Source organism: Corynebacterium gerontici, from assembly GCF_003813985.1.
In the GTDB taxonomy this organism is placed as follows: Bacteria; Actinomycetota; Actinomycetes; order Mycobacteriales; family Mycobacteriaceae; genus Corynebacterium; species Corynebacterium gerontici.
The window spans coordinates 1,951,042-1,973,681 of record NZ_CP033897.1 but is presented as its reverse complement, the minus strand read 5'-3'; the positions used below and the strand labels follow the sequence as shown (position 1 = coordinate 1,973,681).

Genomic DNA, 22,640 nt, shown 5'->3' with positions numbered 1-22,640 from the left:
TTTATGCCTACTATTCAACAGCTGGTCCGCAAGGGTCGCCACGATAAGACCGCTAAGGTCAAGACCGCGGCTCTGAAGGGCTCGCCTCAGCGTCGTGGCGTGTGCACCCGTGTGTACACCACCACGCCGAAGAAGCCGAACTCCGCTCTGCGTAAGGTCGCGCGTGTTCGCCTGACCTCCGGCATCGAAGTTTCCGCTTACATCCCCGGTGAGGGTCACAACCTCCAGGAGCACTCCATGGTGCTCGTTCGTGGTGGTCGTGTGAAGGACCTCCCCGGTGTTCGCTACAAGATCATCCGTGGCGCACTCGATACCCAGGGTGTGAAGGACCGCAAGCAGGCCCGTTCCCGTTACGGCGCAAAGAAGGAGAAGTAATCAATGCGTAAGAATGCAGCTCCCAAGCGTCCAGTAATCAAGGATCCTGTCTACGGCTCTGAGGTTGTAACCCAGCTCGTGAACAAGGTGCTTCTCGACGGCAAGAAGTCCACCGCTCAGCGCATTGTCTACGGCGCGTTGGACATCTGCAAGGAGAAGACCGGCACTGATCCGGTGCTCACCCTGGAGAAGGCTCTCGGCAACATCAAGCCCGACCTCGAGGTTCGCTCCCGCCGCGTCGGTGGCGCTACCTACCAGGTGCCCGTGGATGTTCGTCCCGCTCGTGCCAACACCTTGGCACTGCGTTGGTTGGTGAACTTCACCCGCCAGCGTCGCGAGAACACCATGGTTGAGCGTCTCGCCAACGAGATCCTCGATGCTGCGAACGGCCTCGGCGCTTCCGTGAAGCGTCGCGAGGACACCCACAAGATGGCAGAGGCCAACCGCGCCTTCGCCCACTACCGCTGGTAATTCGCACCAAATGCGTTGTCGAGCCCACTCGATCGCGGCGAGCGCCCACGCGGTGCCTATTCGCCTTGCATCGGCTGGGCTACAACGCTATTCAAGGCTGTACATTCAGGTTCGTCGGGCGGAAGTCCAACAAACCTGGCAGCATTGAGACGAAACACTATCCGTGTAAGCCGAAAATTCTTCGGCTAACCGCTACACAAGTTAGGGAATAACGTGGCACAAGAAGTGCTTAAGGACCTCAACAAGGTTCGCAATATCGGCATCATGGCCCACATCGATGCTGGTAAGACCACGACCACCGAACGCATCCTCTTCTACACCGGTATCAACCGCAAGGTTGGCGAGACTCACGACGGTCAGTCCACCACTGACTGGATGGAGCAGGAGAAGGAACGCGGCATCACCATTACCTCGGCTGCCGTGACCTGCTTCTGGGAGGGCAACCAGATCAACATCATCGACACCCCCGGCCACGTAGACTTCACCGTTGAGGTGGAGCGCTCGCTGCGCGTGCTCGATGGTGCCGTTGCCGTGTTCGACGGCAAGGAAGGCGTGGAGCCTCAGTCCGAGCAGGTGTGGCGTCAGGCTGCAAAGTATGACGTTCCCCGTATCTGCTTCGTGAACAAGATGGACAAGCTCGGTGCAGACTTCTACTACACCGTGCAGACCATCATCGATCGCCTCGGCGCTAAGCCCTTGGTGATGCAGCTTCCTATCGGCGCTGAAGATGACTTCGACGGCGTTGTGGACCTGCTCGAAATGAAGGCCATCACCTGGCGCGGCAAGGTTGAGACCGGCGCCGAGCCCACCATCGAGGAGATCCCGGCTGATCTGGCCGACAAGGCAGCCGAGTACCGCGAGAAGCTCGTGGAAACCGTAGCTGAGTCCGACGAAGAGCTCATGGAGAAGTACTTCGGTGGCGAGGAACTCACCATCGAGGAGCTCAAGGCCGGCATTCGCAAGATGACCGTGAACTCTGAGGTCTACCCTGTGCTCTGCGGTACCGCCTACCGCAACAAGGGCGTGCAGCCCCTGCTGGACGCCGTCATTGACTACCTGCCTACCCCGCTGGACATCGGCGAGGTTCACGGCCACGCTGTCAACGACGAGGCCAAGGAACTGGTGCGCAAGCCTTCCGTGGACGAGCCTTTCTCGGCTCTCGCCTTCAAGATTGCTGCTCACCCATTCTTCGGCAAGCTCACCTTCGTGCGTGTGTACTCCGGCATCGTTGAGCCGGGAGCTCAGGTGGCGAACTCCACCAAGGGCAAGAACGAGCGCATCGGCAAGCTCTTCCAAATGCACGCCAACAAGGAGAACCCTGTCTCCGAGGCTCGCGCAGGTAACATCTACGCGTTCATTGGCCTGAAGGACACCACCACTGGTGACACCCTTTGCGATAAGAACGACCAGATCATCCTTGAGTCTATGGACTTCCCGGATCCCGTGATCAAGGTGTCCATCGAGCCGAAGACCAAGTCTGACCAGGAGAAGCTCGGCGTTGCCATCCAGAAACTCGCCGAAGAGGACCCGACCTTCACAGTTGAGCTGGATGAAGAGTCCGGCCAGACCGTGATCGGCGGCATGGGCGAGCTCCACCTCGACGTGCTCGTGGACCGCATGAAGCGCGAGTTCAAGGTGGAAGCAAACGTGGGTAACCCCCAGGTTGCGTACCGCGAGACCATCCGCAAGCCCGTGGAGAAGCTCGAGTACACCCACAAGAAGCAGACCGGTGGTTCCGGCCAGTTCGCGAAGGTCATCATTGCTCTGGAGCCCTACGCTCCCGATGCAGAGACCCTCGAAGAGGGCGAGTCCGCCATCTACAAGTTCGAGAACGCCGTTACCGGTGGTCGCATCCCCAAGGAATACATTCCTTCCGTGGACGCTGGTATCCAGGACGCCATGCAGTACGGCTACCTCGCTGGCTACCCGCTGGTGAACATCAAGGCCACCGTGCTCGATGGTGCTTACCACGAAGTGGACTCCTCCGAAATGGCCTTCAAGCTTGCGGGTTCGCAGGCTCTGAAGGAAGCTGTGGCAAAGGCAAAGCCTGTGCTGCTGGAGCCCGTTATGGCCGTTGAGGTCACCACCCCTGAGGACTACATGGGTGACGTGATCGGCGACATCAACTCTCGCCGTGGTGAAATGTCCGCCATGGAGGATCGCGCCGGTGCCAAGGTTGTGAAGGCCAAGGTGCCGCTGTCCGAGATGTTCGGTTACGTTGGTGACCTGCGTTCCAAGACCCAGGGTCGCGCAAACTACACCATGATCTTCGACTCCTACGCTGAAGTTCCGAAGAACGTGGCAGACGAGATCGTTGCCGAGCGCAACGGCAACGCCTAAGAGGCACCCCGTGGGCGTCGAAAAGCTTTTCGACGCCCCCCCCCAACCTCATTTTTCGCCAGATAGTGGGGTAGGGGCCTGTTGAAGTTTCGAAGGAGATACGAGACTTGAACTGGCCGTTACCTCACCGCAGATCCTTGGGAAAAGGATTGGGTTTGAAAAAACTCATCATGCACCCTAGGATCATGTAACTGGCACATTTGTAATCACTGTACTGCCAGGCTGCCGAATTAGCGGCCAGAACGTACAGGAACTGTCAACATCGTGGCTGCGGAATCGTAGCCACCACGAAGTCCAGGAGGACATATAGTGGCAAAGGCTAAGTTCGAGCGTACTAAGCCGCACGTTAACATCGGTACCATCGGTCACGTCGACCACGGCAAGACCACCACTACCGCTGCTATCACCAAGGTTCTGGCTGACACCTACCCAGACCTGAACCAGGCTTTCGCTTTCGATGCCATCGACAAGGCACCGGAAGAGAAAGAGCGTGGCATCACCATCAACATCTCCCACGTGGAGTACCAGACCGAGAAGCGCCACTACGCACACGTGGACGCCCCCGGCCACGCTGACTACATCAAGAACATGATTACCGGTGCCGCTCAGATGGACGGCGCAATCCTCGTGGTTGCCGCTACCGACGGCCCCATGCCCCAGACCCGTGAGCACGTGCTGCTCGCTCGCCAGGTGGGCGTTCCTTACATCCTCGTTGCACTGAACAAGTGCGACATGGTTGACGATGAGGAAATCATCGAGCTCGTTGAGATGGAAATCCGTGAGCTGCTCGCTGAGCAGGACTACGATGAGGAAGCCCCCATCGTTCACATCTCCGCTCTGAAGGCTCTTGAGGGCGACGAGAAGTGGACCCAGTCCATCGTCGAGCTCATGCAGGCTTGCGATGACTCCATCCCGGATCCTGAGCGCGAGACCGACAAGCCCTTCCTGATGCCCATCGAGGACATCTTCACCATCACCGGCCGCGGTACTGTTGTGACCGGTCGTGTTGAGCGCGGTCAGCTCAATGTGAACGAAGACGTCGAGATCATCGGTATCCGCGAGAAGTCCACCAAGACCACCGTTACCGGTATCGAGATGTTCCGCAAGCTGCTGGACTACACCGAGGCTGGCGACAACTGTGGTCTGCTGCTCCGTGGTCTGAAGCGCGAAGACGTTGAGCGCGGTCAGGTTGTTGTTAAGCCCGGCGCTTACACTCCTCACACCGAGTTCGAAGGCTCCGTGTACGTCCTGTCCAAGGACGAGGGCGGCCGCCACACCCCGTTCTTCGACAACTACCGTCCTCAGTTCTACTTCCGCACCACCGACGTTACCGGTGTTGTGAAGCTCCCTGAGGGCACCGAGATGGTTATGCCTGGCGACAACGTCGACATGTCCGTCACCCTGATCCAGCCTGTCGCTATGGACGAGGGCCTGCGCTTCGCTATCCGCGAAGGCTCCCGCACCGTCGGCGCTGGCCGCGTTACCAAGATCATCAAGTAATCTGATGAATCTTCGCTAGACGCTAGCGATCATCAAAACACCCAAGCCACACGGTTTGGGTGTTTTTGCATTTCCCGTAATCTAAACTGGTGCCCTCTCAAGACAGTGTGATTCGAGCTTTAGCAGATGCGTGGGCAGGCCAACCGGACCTGAGCATCACCCAGCTCCTCATGCAGGTTGAAAATCACCACGGCGGGCCAGGCGCCAGCGACGAAGAATTCCTCCATGTCTGCCAAGCACTGGCCAGCCGCTACATGGCCCGCCTTCCAAATGGCGCAGATTTCCCCGTAGACGCAGCCTATTATCTGCGCACGTGCTCCGCGGAGGTGATCGTGAACGCCCAATCGGTAGCGATCTTGCGTGAGGGATCAGCCCCGAGCATGTGGCGATACAACAGTGTTGGATCGGCGGAAGTTGGTAATGAACTGGTGTTAGTTGATTCGAACTTGCATCGTTACGCCTACGGGCGTGTGAAGAGTATCCGTCCAGCGGGTACGAATAACCAGCTCGTGAAAACTTCGGAATGCATCGCGCTAATTAGTGCCACCGGGAGCACGCTCTGGTTCCAAGGCCGCAGAGCCACCGAAATACTTCGGCTTCGGGATACTCCGGGAGCTCTAGCGCTGGGCGAGGTTATGATGCTTGGTGGTCGCAACTGTGGGATTGTCCAAGGACTTATGTCTTTTTGATTGTGCCACAGCGGTACAGTTAAACAGCATGGAGGAGTTTAAGCGGCTCATCGTCGAGCAAATGACCATTGAGCTTTGGCGGATCCCGGTCGTCATCCTCGCCGGTGTTGCCATTTACATCACTTTTCTAGGCTTGGTACATCTTTTCGGCCCTCGCGTTCTAGCGCGAATGACGGCCTTCGATGCGGTAGTGATCGTGATGTTTGGCGCTGTTGCTGGGCGTGTGATTGTAGGCCATCCGCCGACGCTCGCTGCCGGCATCATCGGTTTGATCACCCTGATGGGTCTGGAGGCGATGTTCGGCACGATCCGCTCCGTCAACGGAATTCGCCAAGCGCTGGATGGGCGCGCGAGGGTTGTGGTGGCTCATGGCAAGGTCGTGGAGAAGCAACTGCACAAGAGTCACATGAATCGCAGCGACATACGGTTTGCGGTTCGTAAGGCTGGCATCCCCACCATGGCGCAGGTGCAGTGCATGATTTTGGAACCTACCGGTGAGCTCACAGTGATCCGAACGGGTACAGCTATTGATCCCGAATTGCTCAAGGGTGTGGCAGGGGTCGAGTCGCTTTACCCTTAAACGCGAAAATCCGCCAAGGTGCATGGAGCTTACCTGACGGATTTTTGGCGTGAGTGAGCCTACATTTGAGGCTGTTGCACGTGTAAACGGTATTCTGTGCGCACGTCCAGGTTGGGCAGCGCGGTGCGAATATCCCGTTCAGCTTGTTGATGAGCAGCCTCCACAAGGTCGGTGCTCGCGTGAGGTTCGATGGTTGTGGTGATGCGGATGATTCGCTCTCGTTTGTTATCGATCGCGCTGCCCTTGGATTGCACCACGCCGGGAGTTTGTTCCAAAACCTCGGCGGTCATGTCGGCGACCTGATCGAGTGCTACTGCTGAGCGGGTTGCTCCCTGCTTTTCCACATTGACCCGGCTAATGCGGTTGAGGCGAAGGTTAGCAATGAGGATCCACAATCCGAGCAGGCCCAGACCCACAGTCAGGCCGAAGAGTAGATAGCTGTACCAAGACTGTTCATAAAGCTGATTCCAGGATTCGAAGTTTGCTGCGTCGGTGACCTGTTCAGCTTCTTTGACGTTGTAGTGGTAGGCAATCGACCACACGCTCAATGCGATGAGGGCCAGCGCGAGGAGGAAGGTCACAATACGGCCGACGAAGGCTGTTGATCGTTTCATTCTGCATCTTCCTTTCGCACGTTTACTCGGACCCGTGGGTTGGTAGCTAGCTTGCCGACGTGCGCCTGCACCTCTTGCTGCACCCGCTGAGCCAAATCCGGCGCATTGCTACCAGTGACGTTCACCGTCACTTTGGTTGCTTTCCGGTTGACTACCGTTTCAGCATCGTAAACCCCTGCGACTCGCTGAGCCACGGCTGTGCTGCGGCGCGCGATGTCGATAGGGCGCATGTACACGTGAGTGTGCACCCCAGCAGCAGAGGCAACATACTTGGGTGGTGCTGGTTTCAGCGAGAGAATCAGCAAGACTACGCCGAGTACCCCGATGGCGATGCCTGCGGGGAAGAACCAACCTTGGTGGCCGAGGTTGGCTACCCAGTCAAGGGCGGGGCGGATCCAAGCCTGAGCTTCATTGTCCTGGCGCCTTACCCACCACAGCTCACGCCCGCACACGAAGGCGAGGGCGAGGAGTATGAGGGAAAACAGAATCATTAACCACCGAACCGCAGGGTTGCCCTTGAGGAACTTCTTTTCCACGCGGGCATCGCCTCCGCGTTGCTGCTGCGCTACTTCCGGTTGCGCAGCGGGAGCCTTTGCGGGATCTTCCTGAGTGATGACCGGCAACGCCTCAGTATTGGCTTCAGCCACGGGAGCCTCCTTCAACCTTGTGTTGGACGAACCCACGCTGAGGATCCACTGGGTTTACTCGAATTGGCATCAGTTCCACTGGCCGAGGAGCTTTCGCTTCGAGCAGTGGCTGTTGTTCGGGCACACGAACCTCAACTTCCGGCACTCCGGGAGCAACGGCGGGTTTGAGAACGTGCTGTTTCACGCGGTAGTCAGCGATCGTGGGTTCGGCGACTGTATCCAAAACAGTGTTAATTTTTGGTTCAATCACACGAGCCGTGTGTGCTTGGTGAACGCGCGGTTCGCTAACGCGAGCGGTGTTCTTCTGTTGCACTCGTGGTTCCGCGACTGCTTCCAAGACCTTGTGAACGCGCGGCTTAAATGGCTTCTTCACCCCACGGCGCACTTTGGGCTCGGCAACGTTTTTGAGCTTTTGGGACACAACTGGCTCAAAAGGCTCCGCTACTTTCTGCTGCACAGTCGGTTCGATCACGGGCAGTTCGCGCGCTGCCGGATGAAAGAGCTGCGGAGGAGTAGAGAGTGCGAATTCGCTGATGCGTGGACCGTGAACAAGCTCGCTGACGATTACATTGACACGCAATGCTTCAACACCCGCGTATTCGTCCAGCCAGCGGGTGATGGCTTCGCGGACTACACCGGTGAGATCAGTGACGGGGCTAGGCCAGGTGGCAGCGATGAACGCTTCCACGTTGGCCGCTTTGCGTTCGGAATCCAAGCGCACATCTACGCGCGGAAGATTCCTTCCTGCCACCTTAGATACTGCGGTGGTTCCGGGAACCGAGAGCACAGCGGCCTTGGCGATGGAAGTCAGCGCGCGTTCGTCGATGATGAGGCTTGACGACGGCATTAGCCGCGGCCTCCCTTACGGAATCCTTCGAGCCCCTTGTTGAGGTCGATGCGACCTTCAAGTTGTGCGCCGGCGACGGCGCCAATCGCAGCGAACAGCAGGATCAGCAGGAGGCCGCTGAGACCCCACTGCAGCAGCACAACTGCAAGCACGAGGCCGATGATGGCGCCGAGCAAAGTTTTATTGGACATCATGATGGTCCTTCAATCTAAATGGTGAGTTATCGAATAACAGTGAGTAACAATTGAGCAAAGCGCGGGTGTAGCTCCCACACGCCCCTGGCGTTGAGCACCCGCGCTGATGAAAAGATCAAGCGTCTAGCGTTCGTCTTCTGCTGCAATATCGGCGATCACAACGCGCACCGGAAGATCGATGTCCTCCTTAGAAAGCGCGGAGGTGGCCAATTCGCGCACCTGATTCGCGAGTTCATAGAGATTTCCTGCGTCGAAGCTCGCGACTATGTCCACCTCGAAGGCGGATTCACGCGAGCTCAAGAATCGAACTCCCTGGACGCGCTGCTTTGGATAGAGCAGTGCTACTTCGCCGAAGCGTCCGGCATGCATCGAGTGCACACCGGGCACAGCCTGCACTGACTCGACAAGCTCTTGAGCTGTATCGAGGGAAAGTGTGGCCATAATGATTACTGAACGCGGCTCGGGAGCTGCTTCTGCTCGGCCTCTTGATCGTCCTCGTTGTCATCCTCGAACTCGAAGTGCACATCGTGAACGGTGACGTTAACCTCAGTGACCTCGAGGCCGGTCATGCGCTCGATAGCGGAGGAAATGTTCTCGCGGATGGCGTCGGCAAGCTGGTGGATAGCTACGCCATACTCAGCAACGATGGAGATATCAACAGCAGCCTGCTTCTCGCCGACCTCGACGTCGACGCCCTGCTGCAGGTTGGTGTTAGTGCCGGGGATGGACTCCCGCAGAGCACCGAGAGCGCGAGCAGCGCCGCCACCGAGGGCGTGAACGCCGGAAACCTCGCGGGCTGCAACGCCGGCGATCTTGCCCACTACCTGGTCATCGATCACGGTGCGACCGTTGCCGTTGTCCTGCGCGACGTTCTCGTTGTTCTCGTGGTTCTCAGCCATGTGTTCTCCTATAGATCAGAATTGTTTTGGTTGCTCCACTCGCGGGGAGCAGCAAGCATGATGCTTAGCGCTCATCATAGGGGGCTCCATAAAAAAATTCGCATTTGGGGAGAAATTGTTGCGAATTTGAGATAAAGGGCGTGAGGGACGTCGAAAAGCAAAGAACGGCAAGGTTGCATACCTCGCAGGGACGTGTTTTAATACTTGGGTTGCTTTGACAAAGGTTACTTCTCGGTAGTCGATGGCAAGGTAAACATGACACCTTCGCTGTGCAGCTCACGAAAGTGAGTGAAGCAGGTAAGGATCCTTGAGGAATGAAGTGCAAAGCACGTTTTTCTTGAGGGCCGGAACCTAGTCGAAGGGGCATGGCAAATAAACAGCGGCAGTATGTAAGGGTTCTTTTCATTCACGTTGAGACCCTTCCTCACTTGGAGTGCTTCTTCGAAGTGTGTGGCAGTTGATTTGCAACGCCCCGAGGCGAAGTTGCCGGCAAGTCTTAAACGACAGTCAAGTAAGAACTGGCGTTGCGCCCAGGCCCCAAAGGTCCGGACAACGTTATAGAGATAAATGATGCGATTCCCACCAATCCATTCAGTGATGTGGGACAAGCGAGGAAGAGGTAACCGTGGCGGGACAAAAGATCCGCATTCGGCTCAAGGCCTACGACCATGAGGCGATCGACGCGTCTGCACGCAAGATCGTCGAAACCGTGACCCGTACGGGTGCACGTGTTGTTGGCCCGGTGCCGTTGCCCACCGAAAAGAACGTGTACGCCGTTATTCGTTCTCCCCACAAGTACAAAGATTCTCGCGAGCACTTCGAGATGCGCACTCACAAGCGCCTGATCGATATCCTCGACCCGACGCCGAAGACGGTTGACGCTCTTATGCGTATCGACCTTCCGGCCAGCGTCGACGTGAACATTCAGTGATCGACGAAATTTTTGGCAGCGGAGAATAAGTAATGAGTGAAACAGAGATCAAGGGCATCTTGGGCACCAAGCTCGGCATGACCCAGATCTTCGACGAGGAAAACCGAGTAATCCCGGTCACCGTCGTTGAAGCTGGTCCGTGCGTGGTCACCCAGATTCGCACCACCGAAACCGATGGCTACAACGCTATCCAAATCGCCTACGGCGACATCGACCCCCGCAAGGTAAAGAAGCCTCAGGCGGGCCACTTTAAGAAAGCCGGCGTTACCCCCCGCCGCCACGTAGCAGAAATCCGTATGGATGATGTTTCTGCCTACGAGGTTGGTCAGGACGTCACCGTGGACATCTTCGAAGGCGTGACCTTCGTTGACGTCACCGGTACCTCCAAGGGTAAGGGCTACGCTGGCGGCATGAAGCGCCACGGCTTTGCCGGACAGGGCGCAGCCCACGGTAACCAGGCCGCTCACCGTCGTGTGGGCTCCATTGGCCAGGCTGCCACCCCGGGTCGCGTGTTCAAGGGCAAGCGCATGGCAGGCCGCATGGGTAATGACCGCGTCACCACCCAGAACCTCAAGGTTCAAAAGATTGACGCCGATGCCAACCTCATCCTGATCAAGGGTGCGATCCCGGGTAACCGTGGCGGCATCGTAACCGTTAAGACCGCAGTGAAGGGCGGTGCACACGCATGACCAATCTGAAGTTGGACGTCCACACCGCTGAGGGTGCTACCGACGGCTCCGTTGAGCTGCCTGCAGCAATCTTCGACCGCGAAGTGTCCGTTGCACTCCTGCACCAGGTAGTCAACGCACAGCTCGCGGCTCGTCGTCAGGGCACCCACTCCACCAAGACCCGCGCAGAAGTTCGTGGCGGTGGCCGCAAGCCATTCCGCCAGAAGGGTACCGGTCGCGCTCGTCAGGGCTCGATCCGCGCACCTCACTTCACCGGTGGTGGCATTTCGCACGGCCCCAAGCCGCGCGATTACGCTCAGCGCACCCCCAAGAAGATGATCAAGGCCGCTCTCTTCGGCGCACTTTCGGATCGTGCCCGCAACGGACGCATCCACGTGCTCACCGAGCTGGTTCCTGGTCAGACTCCTTCCACCAAGTCCGCACGCGCATTCTTCGAGCGCCTCACCGACCGCCGCAACATCCTGTTCGTGGTCGGACGCGCAGACGAGAACGCTAAGCGCAGCGCCCGCAACCTCCCTGGTGTGAACGTTCTGTTTGAAGACCAGTTGAACACCTACGACGTCCTCAAGTCGGACGACGTTGTGTTCTCCGTTGAGGCGCTCAACACCTTCATCAACCGCGTCAACGGCGCGGAGAAGGAGGAGAACTAATGGCTAAGATCGCAGACCCCCGCGACATCATCCTCGCACCGGTCGTCTCTGAGAAGTCTTATGGCCTGATGGAGCAGGGAACCTACACGTTCTTTGTTGCTCCCACCGCCCACAAGACGCAGATCAAGGATGCCGTGGAGCGCATTTTCGGCGTGAAGGTCGCCTCCGTCAACACCGTCAACCGCGAAGGTAAGCGCAAGCGCACCCGCACCGGTTACGGCCGACGTAAGGCAACCAAGCGCGCTTATGTGACGCTTCGTGAAGGCAGCGACGCAATCGACATCTTCGGCGGCTCCGCCGCTTAAGGGTCGAGGTAAGGACAAACTATGGCTATTCGTAAGTACAAGCCGACAACCCCGGGTCGCCGCCAGAGCTCCGTTTCCATGTTCGAGGAGATCACTCGCTCGAACCCGGAAAAGTCTCTGCTTCGCCCCCTGCCCAAGAAGGGCGGCCGTAACGTACACGGCCACATCACCGTTCGCCACAAGGGTGGTGGCCACAAGCGCCGCTACCGTGTGATCGACTTCCGCCGCACCGACAAAGATGGCATTCCGGCCAAGGTTGCTCACATCGAGTACGACCCGAACCGCACCGCCAACATTGCGCTGCTGCACTACGCCGATGGCGAAAAGCGCTACATCATCGCACCGAAGAACCTCAAGCAGGGTCAGATCCTCGAATCCGGCGCAAACGCAGACATCAAGGTTGGCAACAACCTTCCACTGCGTAACATCCCCGCCGGTACCGTGATCCACTGCGTGGAGCTCAAGCCTGGCGCTGGCGCCAAGCTCGCCCGCTCCGCTGGTGCTTCCATCCAGTTGCTCGGTAAGGCAGGCAAGTACGCAGTGCTGCGTATGCCTTCCTCCGAAATCCGCCGCGTGGACATCCGCTGCCGCGCCACCGTGGGTGAGGTCGGAAACGCTGACCAGATCAACATCCGCTGGGGCAAGGCCGGTCGTATGCGCTGGAAGGGTGTCCGCCCGACCGTTCGTGGTGTCGTGATGAACCCCGTTGACCACCCGCACGGCGGTGGTGAGGGTAAGACCTCCGGTGGTCGCCACCCTGTGTCCCCTTGGGGCAAGAAGGAAGGCCGCACCCGCAACCCCAACCGTTACAGCAACAAGATGATCGTGCAGCGTCGCCGCACGAACAAGTCCAAGAAGCGCTAAGAGGAGGAAACTTAGATGCCACGCAGCCTTAAGAAGGGCCCGTTCGTCGATGAGCACCTCCTCGCAAAGGTAGATGCTCAGAACGAGAAGGGCACCAAGCAGGTCATCAAGACCTGGTCCCGCCGTTCAACCATTCTCCCCGACTTCATCGGCCACACCTTCGCCGTCCACGATGGACGCAAGCACGTGCCGGTGTTCGTGGACGACTCCATGGTCGGCCACAAGCTCGGTGAGTTCGCACCCACCAAGACCTTCAAGGGTCACGTCAAGGACGACAAGAAGGGACGTCGATAAGCGATGAGTGAAGCTATCACCTCCGCACGCGCAACTGCGCGCTTCGTCCGTGTCTCCCCGATGAAAGCGCGCCGCGTTATCGACCTGGTACGCGGTAAGTCCGTCGAGGAAGCACTGGCAATCCTGAAGTACGCCCCCCAGGCTGCTTCTGAGCCGGTTGCCAAGGTCGTTGCATCCGCTGCGGCAAACGCCGAGAACAACTTCGGCCTGAATCGCAACAGCTTGGTCGTCTCCGAGGCATTCGCCGACGAGGGACCGACCATGCGTCGTTTCCAGCCGCGCGCACAGGGTCGTGCATTCCAGATCCGTAAGCGCACCAGCCACATCACCGTGGTTGTTAGCCAGAAGGAAGGGGCCAAGTAGTGGGCCAGAAAATCCATCCTCACGGCCTACGTTTGGGCATCACTTCCGATTGGAAGTCCCACTGGTACGCCGACAAGAACTACGCAGAGTACGTCGCTGAAGACATCAAGATTCGCGAGTTCCTGCAGAAGACCTTGGATCGCGCTGGTATCGCCGACATCGTGATCGAGCGCACCCGCGACCGCGTCCGCGTCGACATTCACACCGCCCGCCCGGGCATCGTGATTGGCCGCCGTGGCTCCGAGGCAGACCGTCTGCGCCGCGAGCTGGAAAAGCTCACTGGCAAGCAGGTTGCTCTGAACATCCTCGAGGTCAAGAACATTGACGCCAACGCTCAGCTCGTGGCACAGTCCATCGCCGAGCAGCTCACGAACCGTGTGGCATTCCGCCGCGCAATGCGTAAGGCTATCCAGTCCGCAATGCGCCAGCCGCAGGTTAAGGGCATCAAGGTTGTGTGCTCCGGTCGTCTCGGCGGTGCCGAGATGTCCCGCACCGAGCGCTACCACGAAGGTCGCGTTCCGCTGCACACCCTGCGCGCCGAAATCGACTACGGCACCTACGAAGCTCACACCACCTTCGGACGCATCGGCGTCAAGGTGTGGATCTACAAGGGTGACGTCGTGGGCGGTAAGCGCGAGTCCGAACTGAACGCACCCGCAGAACGCCGTGGTCGCGGCGACCGCAACGCACGCCCGCGTCGCGGTGGCCAGCGTCGCCAGCGTGCTGAGAAGAAGCAGGAGGGCTAAGAATGCTTATCCCCAAGCGCGTGAAGTACCGCCGTCAGCACCGCCCGACCCGTCGTGGCGTGTCCAAGGGTGGTAACCGCCTTAACTTCGGTGACTACGGCATCCAGGCTCTGGAGCCCGCCTACATCACCAACCGTCAGATCGAGTCCGCTCGTATTGCCATCAACCGCCACGTCAAGCGTGGTGGCAAGGTGTGGATCAACATCTTCCCGGATCGTCCCCTGACCCAGAAGCCGCTCGGCGTGCGTATGGGTTCCGGTAAGGGCCCCGTGGAGAAGTGGGTTGCGAACGTTAAGCCCGGCCGCATCCTCTTCGAGATGAGCTACCCCAACGAGGCTATGGCACTCGAGGCTCTGCGTCGTGCAGGCCAGAAGCTCCCTTGCAAAGTTCGTATCGTTAAGAAGGAGGACCAGTTCTAATGGCTAACGGTACCCCCGCACACGAGCTTCGCGAGCTGAACGCTGAGGAGCTCACCACCAAGCTGACCGAGGCCAAGGAAGAGCTGTTCAACCTGCGCTTCCAGGCTGCCACCGGCCAGTTGACCAACAACCGTCGCCTGCGCACCGTCAAGCGCGACATCGCCCGCATCTACACGGTGCTCCGTGAGCGCGAGCTCGGCCTGTCCGAGGTTCCGGGAGCTGAGGCTTAAACATGAGTGAGGCAAACGTGACTGAGAACAACGAGAACGCCAAGGAAAAGGGTGCCCGCAAGGTTCGCATCGGCTACGTGGTTTCCACGAAGATGCAAAAGACCATTGTGGTTGAGCTTGAAGACCGCAAGCAGCACCGCCTTTACGGCAAGACCATCCGCACCAACTCCAAGGTGAAGGCTCACGATGAAAACGAGATCGCCGGTGTTGGCGACCGCGTGCGCATCGAAGAGACTCGCCCGCTGAGCAAGGACAAGCACTTCCGCCTCGTCGAGATCGTCGAGAAGGCACGCTAGTCCAAACGCGGACAATCGCTTGAAGCACATCCCACTACGGGGTGTGCTTTTCGCATTGCTTAGCTTTTCGACGAACCCATGCCGTTCGTTGCTGGGTGTGGGGGAGCGGGTCGGGGAGGGGATGCAAGAGGATCCATGAATATAATTCAGAGTTTGGTTGAAAAACAAAGTAAAACTACGTTACTTTCTGAACTGTCCGGGTTGCAGAGATTGCCAAGCTCGAACTGCAGAGATCGGCGATAGCTCGGGCATTGTCCACGTTTAATTACTAAATTTTCTCGGGCAATAGCCGCTTAACATATGCTCTTTAGGAGGATTCGTGAAACGACTAGTGAAATGCGCAACCGCAGGCCTGAGCGTGGCCCTAATCGGGGCGGGCTCGACTGTCGCCGTGTCGGCGTAGGAGATCCCTAGCGAGACTCCGCTGGAGATGCAAGCTCAAGATGGATTGACGAGCCAAGAGGAACAGCAGCTTGTAGATAATGTTGAGCAAGGATTTGAAACCTTGTTCACGGAGGTTGTGCGAGAAACTTCCCCCGGCGTGTGGGAAGTTGACCCAGAGGCCGCTGCGCGTTACGGAATTAGTCTTGAAAAAGCGAACGCACTGGCGCGCATGATGGAAGGTAAACCCATCGACTCGTCGGGTGGTCACACTCGTCAGAAGCGAGACCTTCAATCTTTCGCACGTTGTGTAGCCTATGACGCACTCGGACTGCCCCTGAATCCGGAAGATGCGTATGCAGTCGGGCAACTGTTGAAGCAGAAGCGTTGGCGTGACGCAGCGAGGAAGATTGTGTCGACTGCAGCTATCGATGGATCGGCAAACTTGTTGAAATATGGAGTGATGGCTGTAGGAGGTTGGCCAGCGATTGCTGCAAAAATTGCAATTAGTGCGGGTGCGTGTGGTCTGAGCGAACGCACCTGAAGTACCTGAAGAAGGAATACAGGGACCTTGCCGGATCTAGCTAGCTGACCAGTAGGGTTAAAGTGACCGGGATTGGAGAATGAATGCATTGGTCTGACTATTTGTGGTCGCCTCTCGTGCCTCTAGTTAAGAACGGTAAAGACGGTAAGCCTTGGGCTCCTGACAAGAAATGGAACCTTGTATACGCACCAGTGGCGGCGCTGTTTGTGGGAATCATCTTGCGGATCACAGATTTGGATTGGACAGATGATGGGGTTCGACCTGATAAGTTCAGTAATGCTCAGGTCGTGATGTACGCACTAGGATGCTTGGCATGGTGGTATTTGGTGATGAATCCAATCTATTATCTAAACCGCCGATGGCGTCTGAAGAACCGCACTGAAGAGGGGAATGCGTACCAGGACGATGAAAATCGCTGGCCCTAAGTCTGTCGGAGGGCTGCTCCTGCATCAGACTCGCGTGCTTGGACTAGGCTTTGTTCATATGAAAGCCCTTCACGTCATCCTTAACATCATTTGGCTGCTCACCGCAGGTATCTGGCTGTGGCTTGCCTACATCATCGCTGGTGCCATCGCCTGCATTTTCATCATCACCATCCCCTTCGGTGTGGCCAGCTTCCGCATCGCCAATTACATCCTGTGGCCATTTGGCCGCGAGGTTGTTGATACCGGCAAGGGCGGTGGCATGTCGATGCTCGGCAACGTGATCTGGTTCCTAGTAGCAGGCCTGTGGCTCGCCCTGGGGCATGTCACCACTGCTATTGCGCAGGCACTTACCATTATTGGTCTGCCCTTGGCCTGGGCAAACCTCAAGCTCATTCCTGTGACCTGCTTCCCCTTTGGCAAGAAGATTGTGGATTCTTCCGATGCCAAGGCAAATATGATTCCGCTTGCTCGCCCTTAAAGAAGCACCGCAATCCGCGCACCACGTGCTGTGGTGCGCGTTTGTTTTTGGGTTAGTTGCCACGCCTTGCTTTGATCGCCAGGATGGCTGCGATGCTAAAGCCTGCAAAACCTGCCAACCAAAGCGCGAGTGTGACCCACGATGCTTCAATGTTGACGGCGTTCAGGAGCGCAGCGCTGCTGAACAAAGCGAGCGCGCAGATGATTGGGGTGAGTGGGGATCTCGATGAGCTGTTTCGTGATGTCATGGCATTGCCTTCCTTCCATCGCTTAGACAATCGCTACGGGTGGTCTGTGCCTTTTCGCTTGGAAAGCATCGGGCATCGCAAGACCCGTAATGTGATGCGTGTAACTATCAGTGTAGGTGGCGTGTTAAAAAAACAAGGCCGCAGTAATTAACAACGCCAGCTTTGACCAAGCATGCTCGCTGCTGGCCTGGCTGAATAGATCAGCAGCTCAGAAGGCAAGAACGTAAGATTTCAAGGAGGTGCTAACGTGCTCGCTGCACTGCTCACCTGCGTTGCAATGCTCGCGATCGCCATCGTGGCTGATGCGCCTGGTTGGCTATACGTGCTCACCATAACCTGTGGCACGTTCGGTATCGTCCCTTTTGTGGGCAACTCGCTTGTTCGTATCATCCCTGAGTCGTTTTGGCAGCGTCTGCGCCTCTCGCGGGCTTCATCGCGCCGGCTGGGGGTGAAATGTTTTAACTCCACGCTCACGCGCATTGGGTGGAACAAGCTTGTGTTCGAGATGCGCGGTGATGATCCCTGGAATCCACGCCACATGCAGGCAGCCGCGGCAGGCCACGGTTGGGGCTTTCTTATTCACCTTGTCGCTAGTGTTTGGGCCTGTTGTGCCCAATCCTGCTTGGTGGCAGCCATCTTGGTGGTATTGGGCGTGCTCTTGCATCTTTATCCGGTGCTCCTGCAAATCTATGTGCTCACCCAACTGCGCGAGCACAAGATTGGCAGGTAGCACAACACCCCAGCAGGCCTCGCTGCTGGGGTGTTATGGCAGGTAACGTAGCCTAGTTGCCTTCGCCGATCTTGCCCTTGGGGTTCCACACCACCGCTACGCCTGGGCGTGGAGGGGTCTTGCCTCCATCTGGCCAGTGAGAGGCGGGGTTTTCCACAGTGGCCTCATCGGTTTCGCCGGGGTGCTGCACATTGACCAGCACTCGGTCTTTGGTCACGATGGGCCCACAGGTTTCTGCTCCTGTTGGCACGGTGAGGAAGCAACGGGTATTGCCGCGGTTTTCACCTTCGAGGCCGACGGCATAGAGGCCATCATTGGAGCCGAGTGCGTTGCCATCGGAGGAGATCCACAAGTTGCCGTGATCATCAAAGGCGAGGTTATCCGGGCAGGAGATCGGGGATACCTTGGATTTATCAAAGCCGCCGAAGTAGCTATAGGCAGCCTCGGGATCACCGCAGACGAGCAAGATATTCCACTTGAACTTCTCGCCGGCGTGATCGTCGTCAAGCTCCATCACGAGGCCGTTTTTGTTCTCGGTGATCGGCGCCCATTCTTTGGCGTCTTCTTTATTCTTCTTCGCATCCTTGCCCGTGGCGCCGCGGTAGGAGTTGTTGGTCAGTGCAACGTAGACCTTGCCGCTGTGCTTATTTGCCTCAAAGTCCTCGGGGCGGTCCATCTTGGTTGCCCCTGCCTCATCGGCTGCGAAGCGGGTGTACACGGCAACTTCTTCTGGGCTCATGCCATCGATATGGGATTTCGCCCCATCCTCATCCACCGTCAGCAGCGGTACCCAGGTACCTTGGCCGTCGAAAAGCCCATCCTTGGGCAGCTCACCGGAGCCGTCGATTTCTTTTTCGGGGGAGTTGCCCTCGAGCTTGCCCACGTACAGGGTGCCGTAGTCGAGAATGTCCATGTTGTGGGCGGTGTCGGCCTCTTTGATCTTGCGGGAAGAAACGAACTTATAGATGTACTCGAAGCGGGCGTCATCGCCGGTGTAGCACACGACGGTGCCATCGGAGGTGACATAAATATTGCCCGACTCGTGCTTGAAGCGGCCGGCGGAGGTGTGCTTGACGGGCACAGAGTTGGGATCAAGCGGATCGATTTCTACCAAGTAGCCAAAGCGGTTGATCTCATTGGGCTGCTTGGCCAGGTCAAAGCGTTCATGCAGGCGTTCCCACTGGCGCAGCGTTGGGCCTTCCTCGGAGCCGAGGCGCTCACAGTACTTCTTGGCCTGCTCATCTTTGACGTCTTGGTAGTTGGCAAAGTAAGGCTCGAAGTTTTCCTCACCGGAAAGGTAGGTGCCCCAAGGAGTCATGCCGCCGGAGCAGTTGGCAATGGTGCCAAGCACCGTGGTGCCCTGGGGGTCATCTTTGGTTTTTACATAATCGGTGCCGGCGAGCACACCCTGGATCTTCATGGGGGTGGTGGCGGTAATGCGGCGATTTAAGGGGCCAAATTCGCGCTTGAGCTCGCCTTTATCGCCAACCTTGGATACTTCGAGCACGCTTTGGCCGTGATTGGCCAGGCCGATATTGATTTGCTCATCGGTGGGATTATCCACGTCGTAGCCAGGGAACATGTGCGGCTCGGTGGTGTATTCGTGGGAGCACACATACACCATGCGGTTGTCGTCGCTGGGGTGATCCATCAGCCCGGCGAAATCATTATTAAAGCCGAATTGGCGCTCGGCATTGGCCGCGGTTTGGTTGTTGATGTCGAATTCCGGCACGCCCTCGAACATCGGATCACCCCAGGCGATCAGCACGTTCTTGTCGTAGCCTTCTGGTACAACAACCTCGTCTTTTTTATTGGGCTCAACCACAGGGAAGTTCATGCCCTGCGGAAGCGTGATTTCGGCCTTGCTGGTGTTTGCTGCTGCAGCGCTGGTGGTGCCGGAGCTGCTTTCAGATCCGCAGGCGGCCAATACCTGGGAGCTCGCAAAGGTGGCCACGGCGAGACCGGAACCCTTGAGCACCCCGCGCCGGGAAATCACGTTGCCAAAATATGGGTTATCCGATTGGTTGGTTGGTTCCCCCAAGCATGCGTTGCCGCACTTGTATTCGCAGGTCGTTGCGGATCGGCTGGACTTAAAGGTGCTCAGCAGGTTCAGGCCTTTGATCGCCATGAGGGGTGCTCCCTTGAGGTAGTTGAACTTGGTCCAGCCACAAACCTATGAGCGTTAGGTGTCATCCCAATGTGAAGAAGGTAAAAGCTCGGTGAACTTTTGAGCTTTTCGACGCCGCCCTACTCACCCCCGGCGAACATCACCGTATTATCCGGGCCGAACTCAATCCCTGCTTTGCTGAGGTCCGTGGTCACTGCCACGATGGCGGCGTCGAGCGCCGCCACGGTATCCATCTGTTTAGACCCTGACCAGAAGCGGACTTCCATCGTGGCCATACCGTCGGCCACTTGGCGCAGCACAGCAACTGGTGCCGGTGATTCGAGGATGCCTTCAACACGATCAAGCGCCTTCACAGCTACTTCGCGAGCTTTTTCGAAGTCTTCTGCATGCCGAATTTTCACGTCGAAGTTGGTGCGTACCCACTCATGCCGGGTTTGCACCGTCACAATGGAGGTGTGCACGGTGCCGTTTGGAATGAGCACCTGGCGCCCGGAGAACGTGCGCACCGTAGTGGTGGAGAGGTTGATGTCGGTGATCGTCCCGGCCACATCACCGATCTGGATCTGATCACCCACCAGCGGGGTTTCGCGCATCAGGATCACCAAGCCAGCGAAGGTGTTTCCCAAAACCGTTTGGAAGGCGATACCGGCGGCGATGGACACAACGCCCAAGCCGCCGATCAGGTTCACGGGCTTCACCGACGGGAAGACGTAGGTGATCGCGGCGGCGATGGCAAGCGCAATCACCACCCACTGAGCAATGGAAGAAAACGCCCGTGCTGATGCTTTGGTGCGATGCGCAATCTTGACGAGCGCCTTATTCAGAATGAATTTAACGATCCACCCGATCACGGCGCCGACGGCAATGATCACCACTCCGATGCCCAAATCGTGCCATGTGAGGGATTGCACGGCCTGTTGCACCTGGTCTGTGGGGTTATCTGCGGCAAGGATCAAAGACATGCCAGAATTGTAATATTTTTTCGATATTAAGCAGAAAGCTACCTGCACCGGGGGCGTCGAAAAGCTTTGGTGCAGGTAGCTAGCGAGGGCAAAAATTACTTCTGCCAGCCGATGTTTTCTAGGGGCACGTCGCCGAAGGCCATGGAGCCGTAGTTGGCAAGATCCTCCTTAACAGCGGCGAAGGAAATCTGGGTGAGCAATGGGATGGTGCCGAAGCGAGCGAGTGCATCGACCTCAATCTCATTGGCTCGCTTGATCTGTTCCTCGCGGGTAGGCAGCTTCTGCATCTCGCGAATCTGCTCGTCGATCTCGGGGGTGCCGGTGTGCGAACGGTTCAGACCGGAATCAGAGAGGTAGAACTGACCGAAGTACGCAACCTTGTAGGGGTCGGAGTCGGACACTGCCATGGGGAAGATATCAAAGTCGGTGCTCTGCAGGATCTTCGAGAACTCGCTGCCGGGATGGATCTCGATCTTCATGTCCACACCAACGTCCTTGTACATCTGCTGCAAAGCCTTGGCGCTGGCGTTCAACTGCTCAGACTCGCCAACCAGAACGTAGCGCACGCTGAGTGGCTTTCCGTCCTTCTCACGGATGCCGTCGGCGCCTTCCTTCCAACCTGCTTCATCCAGGAGCTGCTTGGCCTTCTCGGGATCGAAACCGGCAACCTTGGAGTAGTTGTCCTCGTAGCCTTCCTGGAAGGAGTACAGAGCGAAGGAGCCTGGTGCACCGTCTGCAGCCGGCAGACCCTGGTACCAAATCTTGGCAAGCTGATCGCGATCGGTGGCATCCGCCAGTGCCTCGCGAACCTTGACATCCTTCAGAATGTCGGACTCGCCGTTGAAGAGATTGAAGTTGATCTTCGGCAAACGTCCGATGCGGATGTCCACGCCTGGCATGTCCTTCACGCTGGCGTAATCGTCCTTGGAGCCTGCACCAACCGCGTCGATTTCGCCGTTCTTGAAGGCATTCACTGCGGCCTTGCTCTCCATCTGGCGGAAGATGCGCTTGTCCAGCTTGGGCTTATCGCCCCACCACTTCTCATTGGGCACGAATACTGCGGTGCCCTTGTTGAAGTCCACGCTTTCTACCTTGAAGGGGCCTGCACCCCACTCAGGGTGGAGCTTCTTCAAGTAGTCGTTGTAGTTCGCCGGATCAGCCAAGGCTGGGTGAGCGATGGTGTTGAACAGACCCTGCCACCAGGGGTAGGTGCGCTCGAAGGTCACCACGGCTTCCTTGTCGTTGGCACCCTTCGTCACAGACTCGATCTGCTCGTAGCCGTCAGTGGAGCTGGGCGTGTACGCCGGGTCCTTGCCGTTGTTAATCTTCCAGGTGGTTTCCCAAGCGCGCCAGTCGATCGGAGTGCCATCGTTGTAGGTGGCCTTCTCGTTGATCTTGTAGGTGAGCTTGGTCTTGCCGTCCTTCGTCTCCTCCTTGATGTCGGTGACGTAGTTCTTGTCGGTAGAGAAGTCACCTTCGGGGGAGTAGTGCACGGTCCAGGGGTTGTACCAGCGCCACAAAGTTGTGGTGTAGGCGGTGCCGTCCGCGTGGAATGGGTTTTCCTGTTCCGAGAGCTCACCAATGCCGGTGGTCAAGGTGCCACCGTCTTTGATGTTGTCGCGATCCTGGGGGTTGTAGTCCGCGGTTTGGATATCGGAGGCAGTCTTCTGATCAGAAGTACCGCCACCACCGCAGGCACTGAGCGCCAGGGCTGCGGCGGAGATGAGCGCCGCCAGCTTGGTGGCTGGTTTTTGAAGCTTCATAAACCTGCACCTTTCTCATTTGGATTGGACAAGAGGGGA

Annotated in this window: 30 protein-coding genes; 21 read left to right on the top strand and 9 right to left on the bottom strand. The window is 57.7% G+C overall.

The window, feature by feature from the left end; genetic code table 11:
• Positions 1–3 precede the first annotated feature (3 nt).
• From rpsL to CGERO_RS09215, 6 genes are all read left to right on the top strand, one after another.
• Entirely contained in the window at positions 4–375 is a 372-nt protein-coding gene (gene rpsL / locus CGERO_RS09240; RefSeq protein WP_025251882.1) for a 30S ribosomal protein S12, read from the top strand.
• Positions 376–378: 3 nt separating this feature from the next.
• Positions 379–846 carry a 30S ribosomal protein S7 gene (gene rpsG / locus CGERO_RS09235; RefSeq protein ID WP_123935314.1) on the top strand — a complete coding sequence of 156 codons (468 nt, stop codon included), beginning with the start codon at positions 379–381 and terminating at the stop codon, positions 844–846.
• A gap of 213 nt (positions 847–1,059) precedes the next feature.
• A complete protein-coding gene (fusA, locus tag CGERO_RS09230; RefSeq protein WP_123935312.1) occupies positions 1,060–3,186 on the top strand; it encodes an elongation factor G in 2,127 nt (708 codons plus the stop codon).
• A gap of 309 nt (positions 3,187–3,495) precedes the next feature.
• Entirely contained in the window at positions 3,496–4,686 is a 1,191-nt protein-coding gene (gene tuf / locus CGERO_RS09225; RefSeq protein WP_123935309.1) for an elongation factor Tu, read from the top strand.
• A gap of 89 nt (positions 4,687–4,775) precedes the next feature.
• Positions 4,776–5,375, top strand: coding sequence for a hypothetical protein (locus tag CGERO_RS09220; protein ID WP_123935307.1), 600 nt, complete (start codon positions 4,776–4,778; stop codon positions 5,373–5,375).
• Between the two features lie 28 nt (positions 5,376–5,403).
• Positions 5,404–5,955: a DUF421 domain-containing protein gene (locus CGERO_RS09215; protein ID WP_123935305.1), complete on the top strand. Its 552-nt coding sequence runs from the start codon at positions 5,404–5,406 to the stop codon at positions 5,953–5,955.
• A gap of 59 nt (positions 5,956–6,014) precedes the next feature.
• Here the strand turns inward: CGERO_RS09215 and CGERO_RS09210 are convergent, their stop codons facing one another.
• From CGERO_RS09210 to CGERO_RS09185, 6 genes are all read right to left on the bottom strand, one after another.
• A complete protein-coding gene (locus tag CGERO_RS09210; protein ID WP_123935302.1) occupies positions 6,015–6,569 on the bottom strand; it encodes a hypothetical protein in 555 nt (184 codons plus the stop codon).
• Positions 6,566–7,216: a DUF6286 domain-containing protein gene (locus tag CGERO_RS09205; protein ID WP_123935300.1), complete on the bottom strand. Its 651-nt coding sequence runs from the start codon at positions 7,214–7,216 to the stop codon at positions 6,566–6,568. The genes CGERO_RS09210 and CGERO_RS09205 overlap by 4 nt, the downstream gene beginning before the upstream one ends.
• The gene (locus tag CGERO_RS09200) at positions 7,209–8,063 is read right to left on the bottom strand and encodes an Asp23/Gls24 family envelope stress response protein (RefSeq protein ID WP_123935298.1); all 855 of its coding nucleotides are present in this window, start codon (positions 8,061–8,063) and stop codon (positions 7,209–7,211) included. Before CGERO_RS09200 ends, CGERO_RS09205 begins: the two co-directional genes overlap by 8 nt.
• On the bottom strand, positions 8,063–8,257 hold the full coding sequence (locus CGERO_RS09195) for a DUF2273 domain-containing protein (protein WP_342768101.1): 195 nt from the start codon (positions 8,255–8,257) through the stop codon (positions 8,063–8,065). Before CGERO_RS09195 ends, CGERO_RS09200 begins: the two co-directional genes overlap by 1 nt.
• A 123-nt stretch (positions 8,258–8,380) precedes the next feature.
• Complete coding sequence (locus CGERO_RS09190; RefSeq protein WP_123935296.1) at positions 8,381–8,698, bottom strand: hypothetical protein; 318 nt, start codon at positions 8,696–8,698, stop codon at positions 8,381–8,383.
• A gap of 5 nt (positions 8,699–8,703) precedes the next feature.
• The gene (locus CGERO_RS09185; protein WP_123935294.1) at positions 8,704–9,156 is read right to left on the bottom strand and encodes an Asp23/Gls24 family envelope stress response protein; all 453 of its coding nucleotides are present in this window, start codon (positions 9,154–9,156) and stop codon (positions 8,704–8,706) included.
• A 625-nt stretch (positions 9,157–9,781) separates the two neighbouring features.
• Here CGERO_RS09185 and rpsJ point away from each other — a divergent pair.
• From rpsJ to CGERO_RS09110, 15 genes are all read left to right on the top strand, one after another.
• A complete protein-coding gene (gene rpsJ / locus CGERO_RS09180; RefSeq protein ID WP_003854291.1) occupies positions 9,782–10,087 on the top strand; it encodes a 30S ribosomal protein S10 in 306 nt (101 codons plus the stop codon).
• Between the two features lie 32 nt (positions 10,088–10,119).
• The gene (gene rplC, locus CGERO_RS09175; protein ID WP_123935292.1) at positions 10,120–10,776 is read left to right on the top strand and encodes a 50S ribosomal protein L3; all 657 of its coding nucleotides are present in this window, start codon (positions 10,120–10,122) and stop codon (positions 10,774–10,776) included.
• Positions 10,773–11,426 (top strand): 50S ribosomal protein L4, encoded by a 654-nt coding sequence (gene rplD / locus CGERO_RS09170; RefSeq protein ID WP_123935290.1) that lies wholly within the window; start codon positions 10,773–10,775, stop codon positions 11,424–11,426. The genes rplC and rplD overlap by 4 nt, the downstream gene beginning before the upstream one ends.
• On the top strand, positions 11,426–11,731 hold the full coding sequence (gene rplW, locus CGERO_RS09165; protein WP_123935288.1) for a 50S ribosomal protein L23: 306 nt from the start codon (positions 11,426–11,428) through the stop codon (positions 11,729–11,731). Before rplD ends, rplW begins: the two co-directional genes overlap by 1 nt.
• Positions 11,732–11,752: 21 nt before the next feature.
• Positions 11,753–12,595 carry a 50S ribosomal protein L2 gene (rplB, locus tag CGERO_RS09160; RefSeq protein WP_123935286.1) on the top strand — a complete coding sequence of 281 codons (843 nt, stop codon included), beginning with the start codon at positions 11,753–11,755 and terminating at the stop codon, positions 12,593–12,595.
• 15 nt (positions 12,596–12,610) lie between these two features.
• Positions 12,611–12,889 carry a 30S ribosomal protein S19 gene (gene rpsS, locus CGERO_RS09155; RefSeq protein ID WP_005509882.1) on the top strand — a complete coding sequence of 93 codons (279 nt, stop codon included), beginning with the start codon at positions 12,611–12,613 and terminating at the stop codon, positions 12,887–12,889.
• Between the two features lie 3 nt (positions 12,890–12,892).
• Positions 12,893–13,252, top strand: a complete 360-nt coding sequence (gene rplV, locus CGERO_RS09150) for a 50S ribosomal protein L22 (RefSeq protein WP_123935284.1) — start codon at positions 12,893–12,895, stop codon at positions 13,250–13,252.
• A complete protein-coding gene (gene rpsC / locus CGERO_RS09145) occupies positions 13,252–13,998 on the top strand; it encodes a 30S ribosomal protein S3 (RefSeq protein ID WP_123935282.1) in 747 nt (248 codons plus the stop codon). Before rplV ends, rpsC begins: the two co-directional genes overlap by 1 nt.
• A gap of 2 nt (positions 13,999–14,000) precedes the next feature.
• Positions 14,001–14,417 (top strand): 50S ribosomal protein L16, encoded by a 417-nt coding sequence (gene rplP, locus CGERO_RS09140; protein ID WP_123935280.1) that lies wholly within the window; start codon positions 14,001–14,003, stop codon positions 14,415–14,417.
• Complete coding sequence (gene rpmC / locus CGERO_RS09135; protein WP_123935278.1) at positions 14,417–14,647, top strand: 50S ribosomal protein L29; 231 nt, start codon at positions 14,417–14,419, stop codon at positions 14,645–14,647. Before rplP ends, rpmC begins: the two co-directional genes overlap by 1 nt.
• Positions 14,648–14,649: 2 nt before the next feature.
• Positions 14,650–14,943: a 30S ribosomal protein S17 gene (rpsQ, locus tag CGERO_RS09130; RefSeq protein ID WP_123935276.1), complete on the top strand. Its 294-nt coding sequence runs from the start codon at positions 14,650–14,652 to the stop codon at positions 14,941–14,943.
• Between the two features lie 430 nt (positions 14,944–15,373).
• Positions 15,374–15,868, top strand: a complete 495-nt coding sequence (locus CGERO_RS09125; RefSeq protein ID WP_123935274.1) for a hypothetical protein — start codon at positions 15,374–15,376, stop codon at positions 15,866–15,868.
• 483 nt (positions 15,869–16,351) lie between these two features.
• The gene (locus CGERO_RS09120; RefSeq protein ID WP_123935272.1) at positions 16,352–16,771 is read left to right on the top strand and encodes a YccF domain-containing protein; all 420 of its coding nucleotides are present in this window, start codon (positions 16,352–16,354) and stop codon (positions 16,769–16,771) included.
• Between the two features lie 92 nt (positions 16,772–16,863).
• Complete coding sequence (locus tag CGERO_RS09115; RefSeq protein ID WP_206423896.1) at positions 16,864–17,169, top strand: hypothetical protein; 306 nt, start codon at positions 16,864–16,866, stop codon at positions 17,167–17,169.
• Positions 17,170–17,265: 96 nt separating this feature from the next.
• Positions 17,266–17,748, top strand: coding sequence for a hypothetical protein (locus CGERO_RS09110; RefSeq protein WP_123935269.1), 483 nt, complete (start codon positions 17,266–17,268; stop codon positions 17,746–17,748).
• A 52-nt stretch (positions 17,749–17,800) separates the two neighbouring features.
• On the opposite strand, the gene CGERO_RS09105 is transcribed toward CGERO_RS09110, so the two are convergent.
• From CGERO_RS09105 to CGERO_RS09095, 3 genes are all read right to left on the bottom strand, one after another.
• Positions 17,801–19,876, bottom strand: a complete 2,076-nt coding sequence (locus tag CGERO_RS09105) for a PhoX family protein (protein WP_123935267.1) — start codon at positions 19,874–19,876, stop codon at positions 17,801–17,803.
• A 119-nt stretch (positions 19,877–19,995) separates the two neighbouring features.
• Complete coding sequence (locus CGERO_RS09100) at positions 19,996–20,838, bottom strand: mechanosensitive ion channel family protein (protein WP_123935265.1); 843 nt, start codon at positions 20,836–20,838, stop codon at positions 19,996–19,998.
• Positions 20,839–20,933: 95 nt separating this feature from the next.
• Positions 20,934–22,601 carry an ABC transporter family substrate-binding protein gene (locus CGERO_RS09095; RefSeq protein WP_123935263.1) on the bottom strand — a complete coding sequence of 556 codons (1,668 nt, stop codon included), beginning with the start codon at positions 22,599–22,601 and terminating at the stop codon, positions 20,934–20,936.
• Positions 22,602–22,640: the final 39 nt, after the last annotated feature.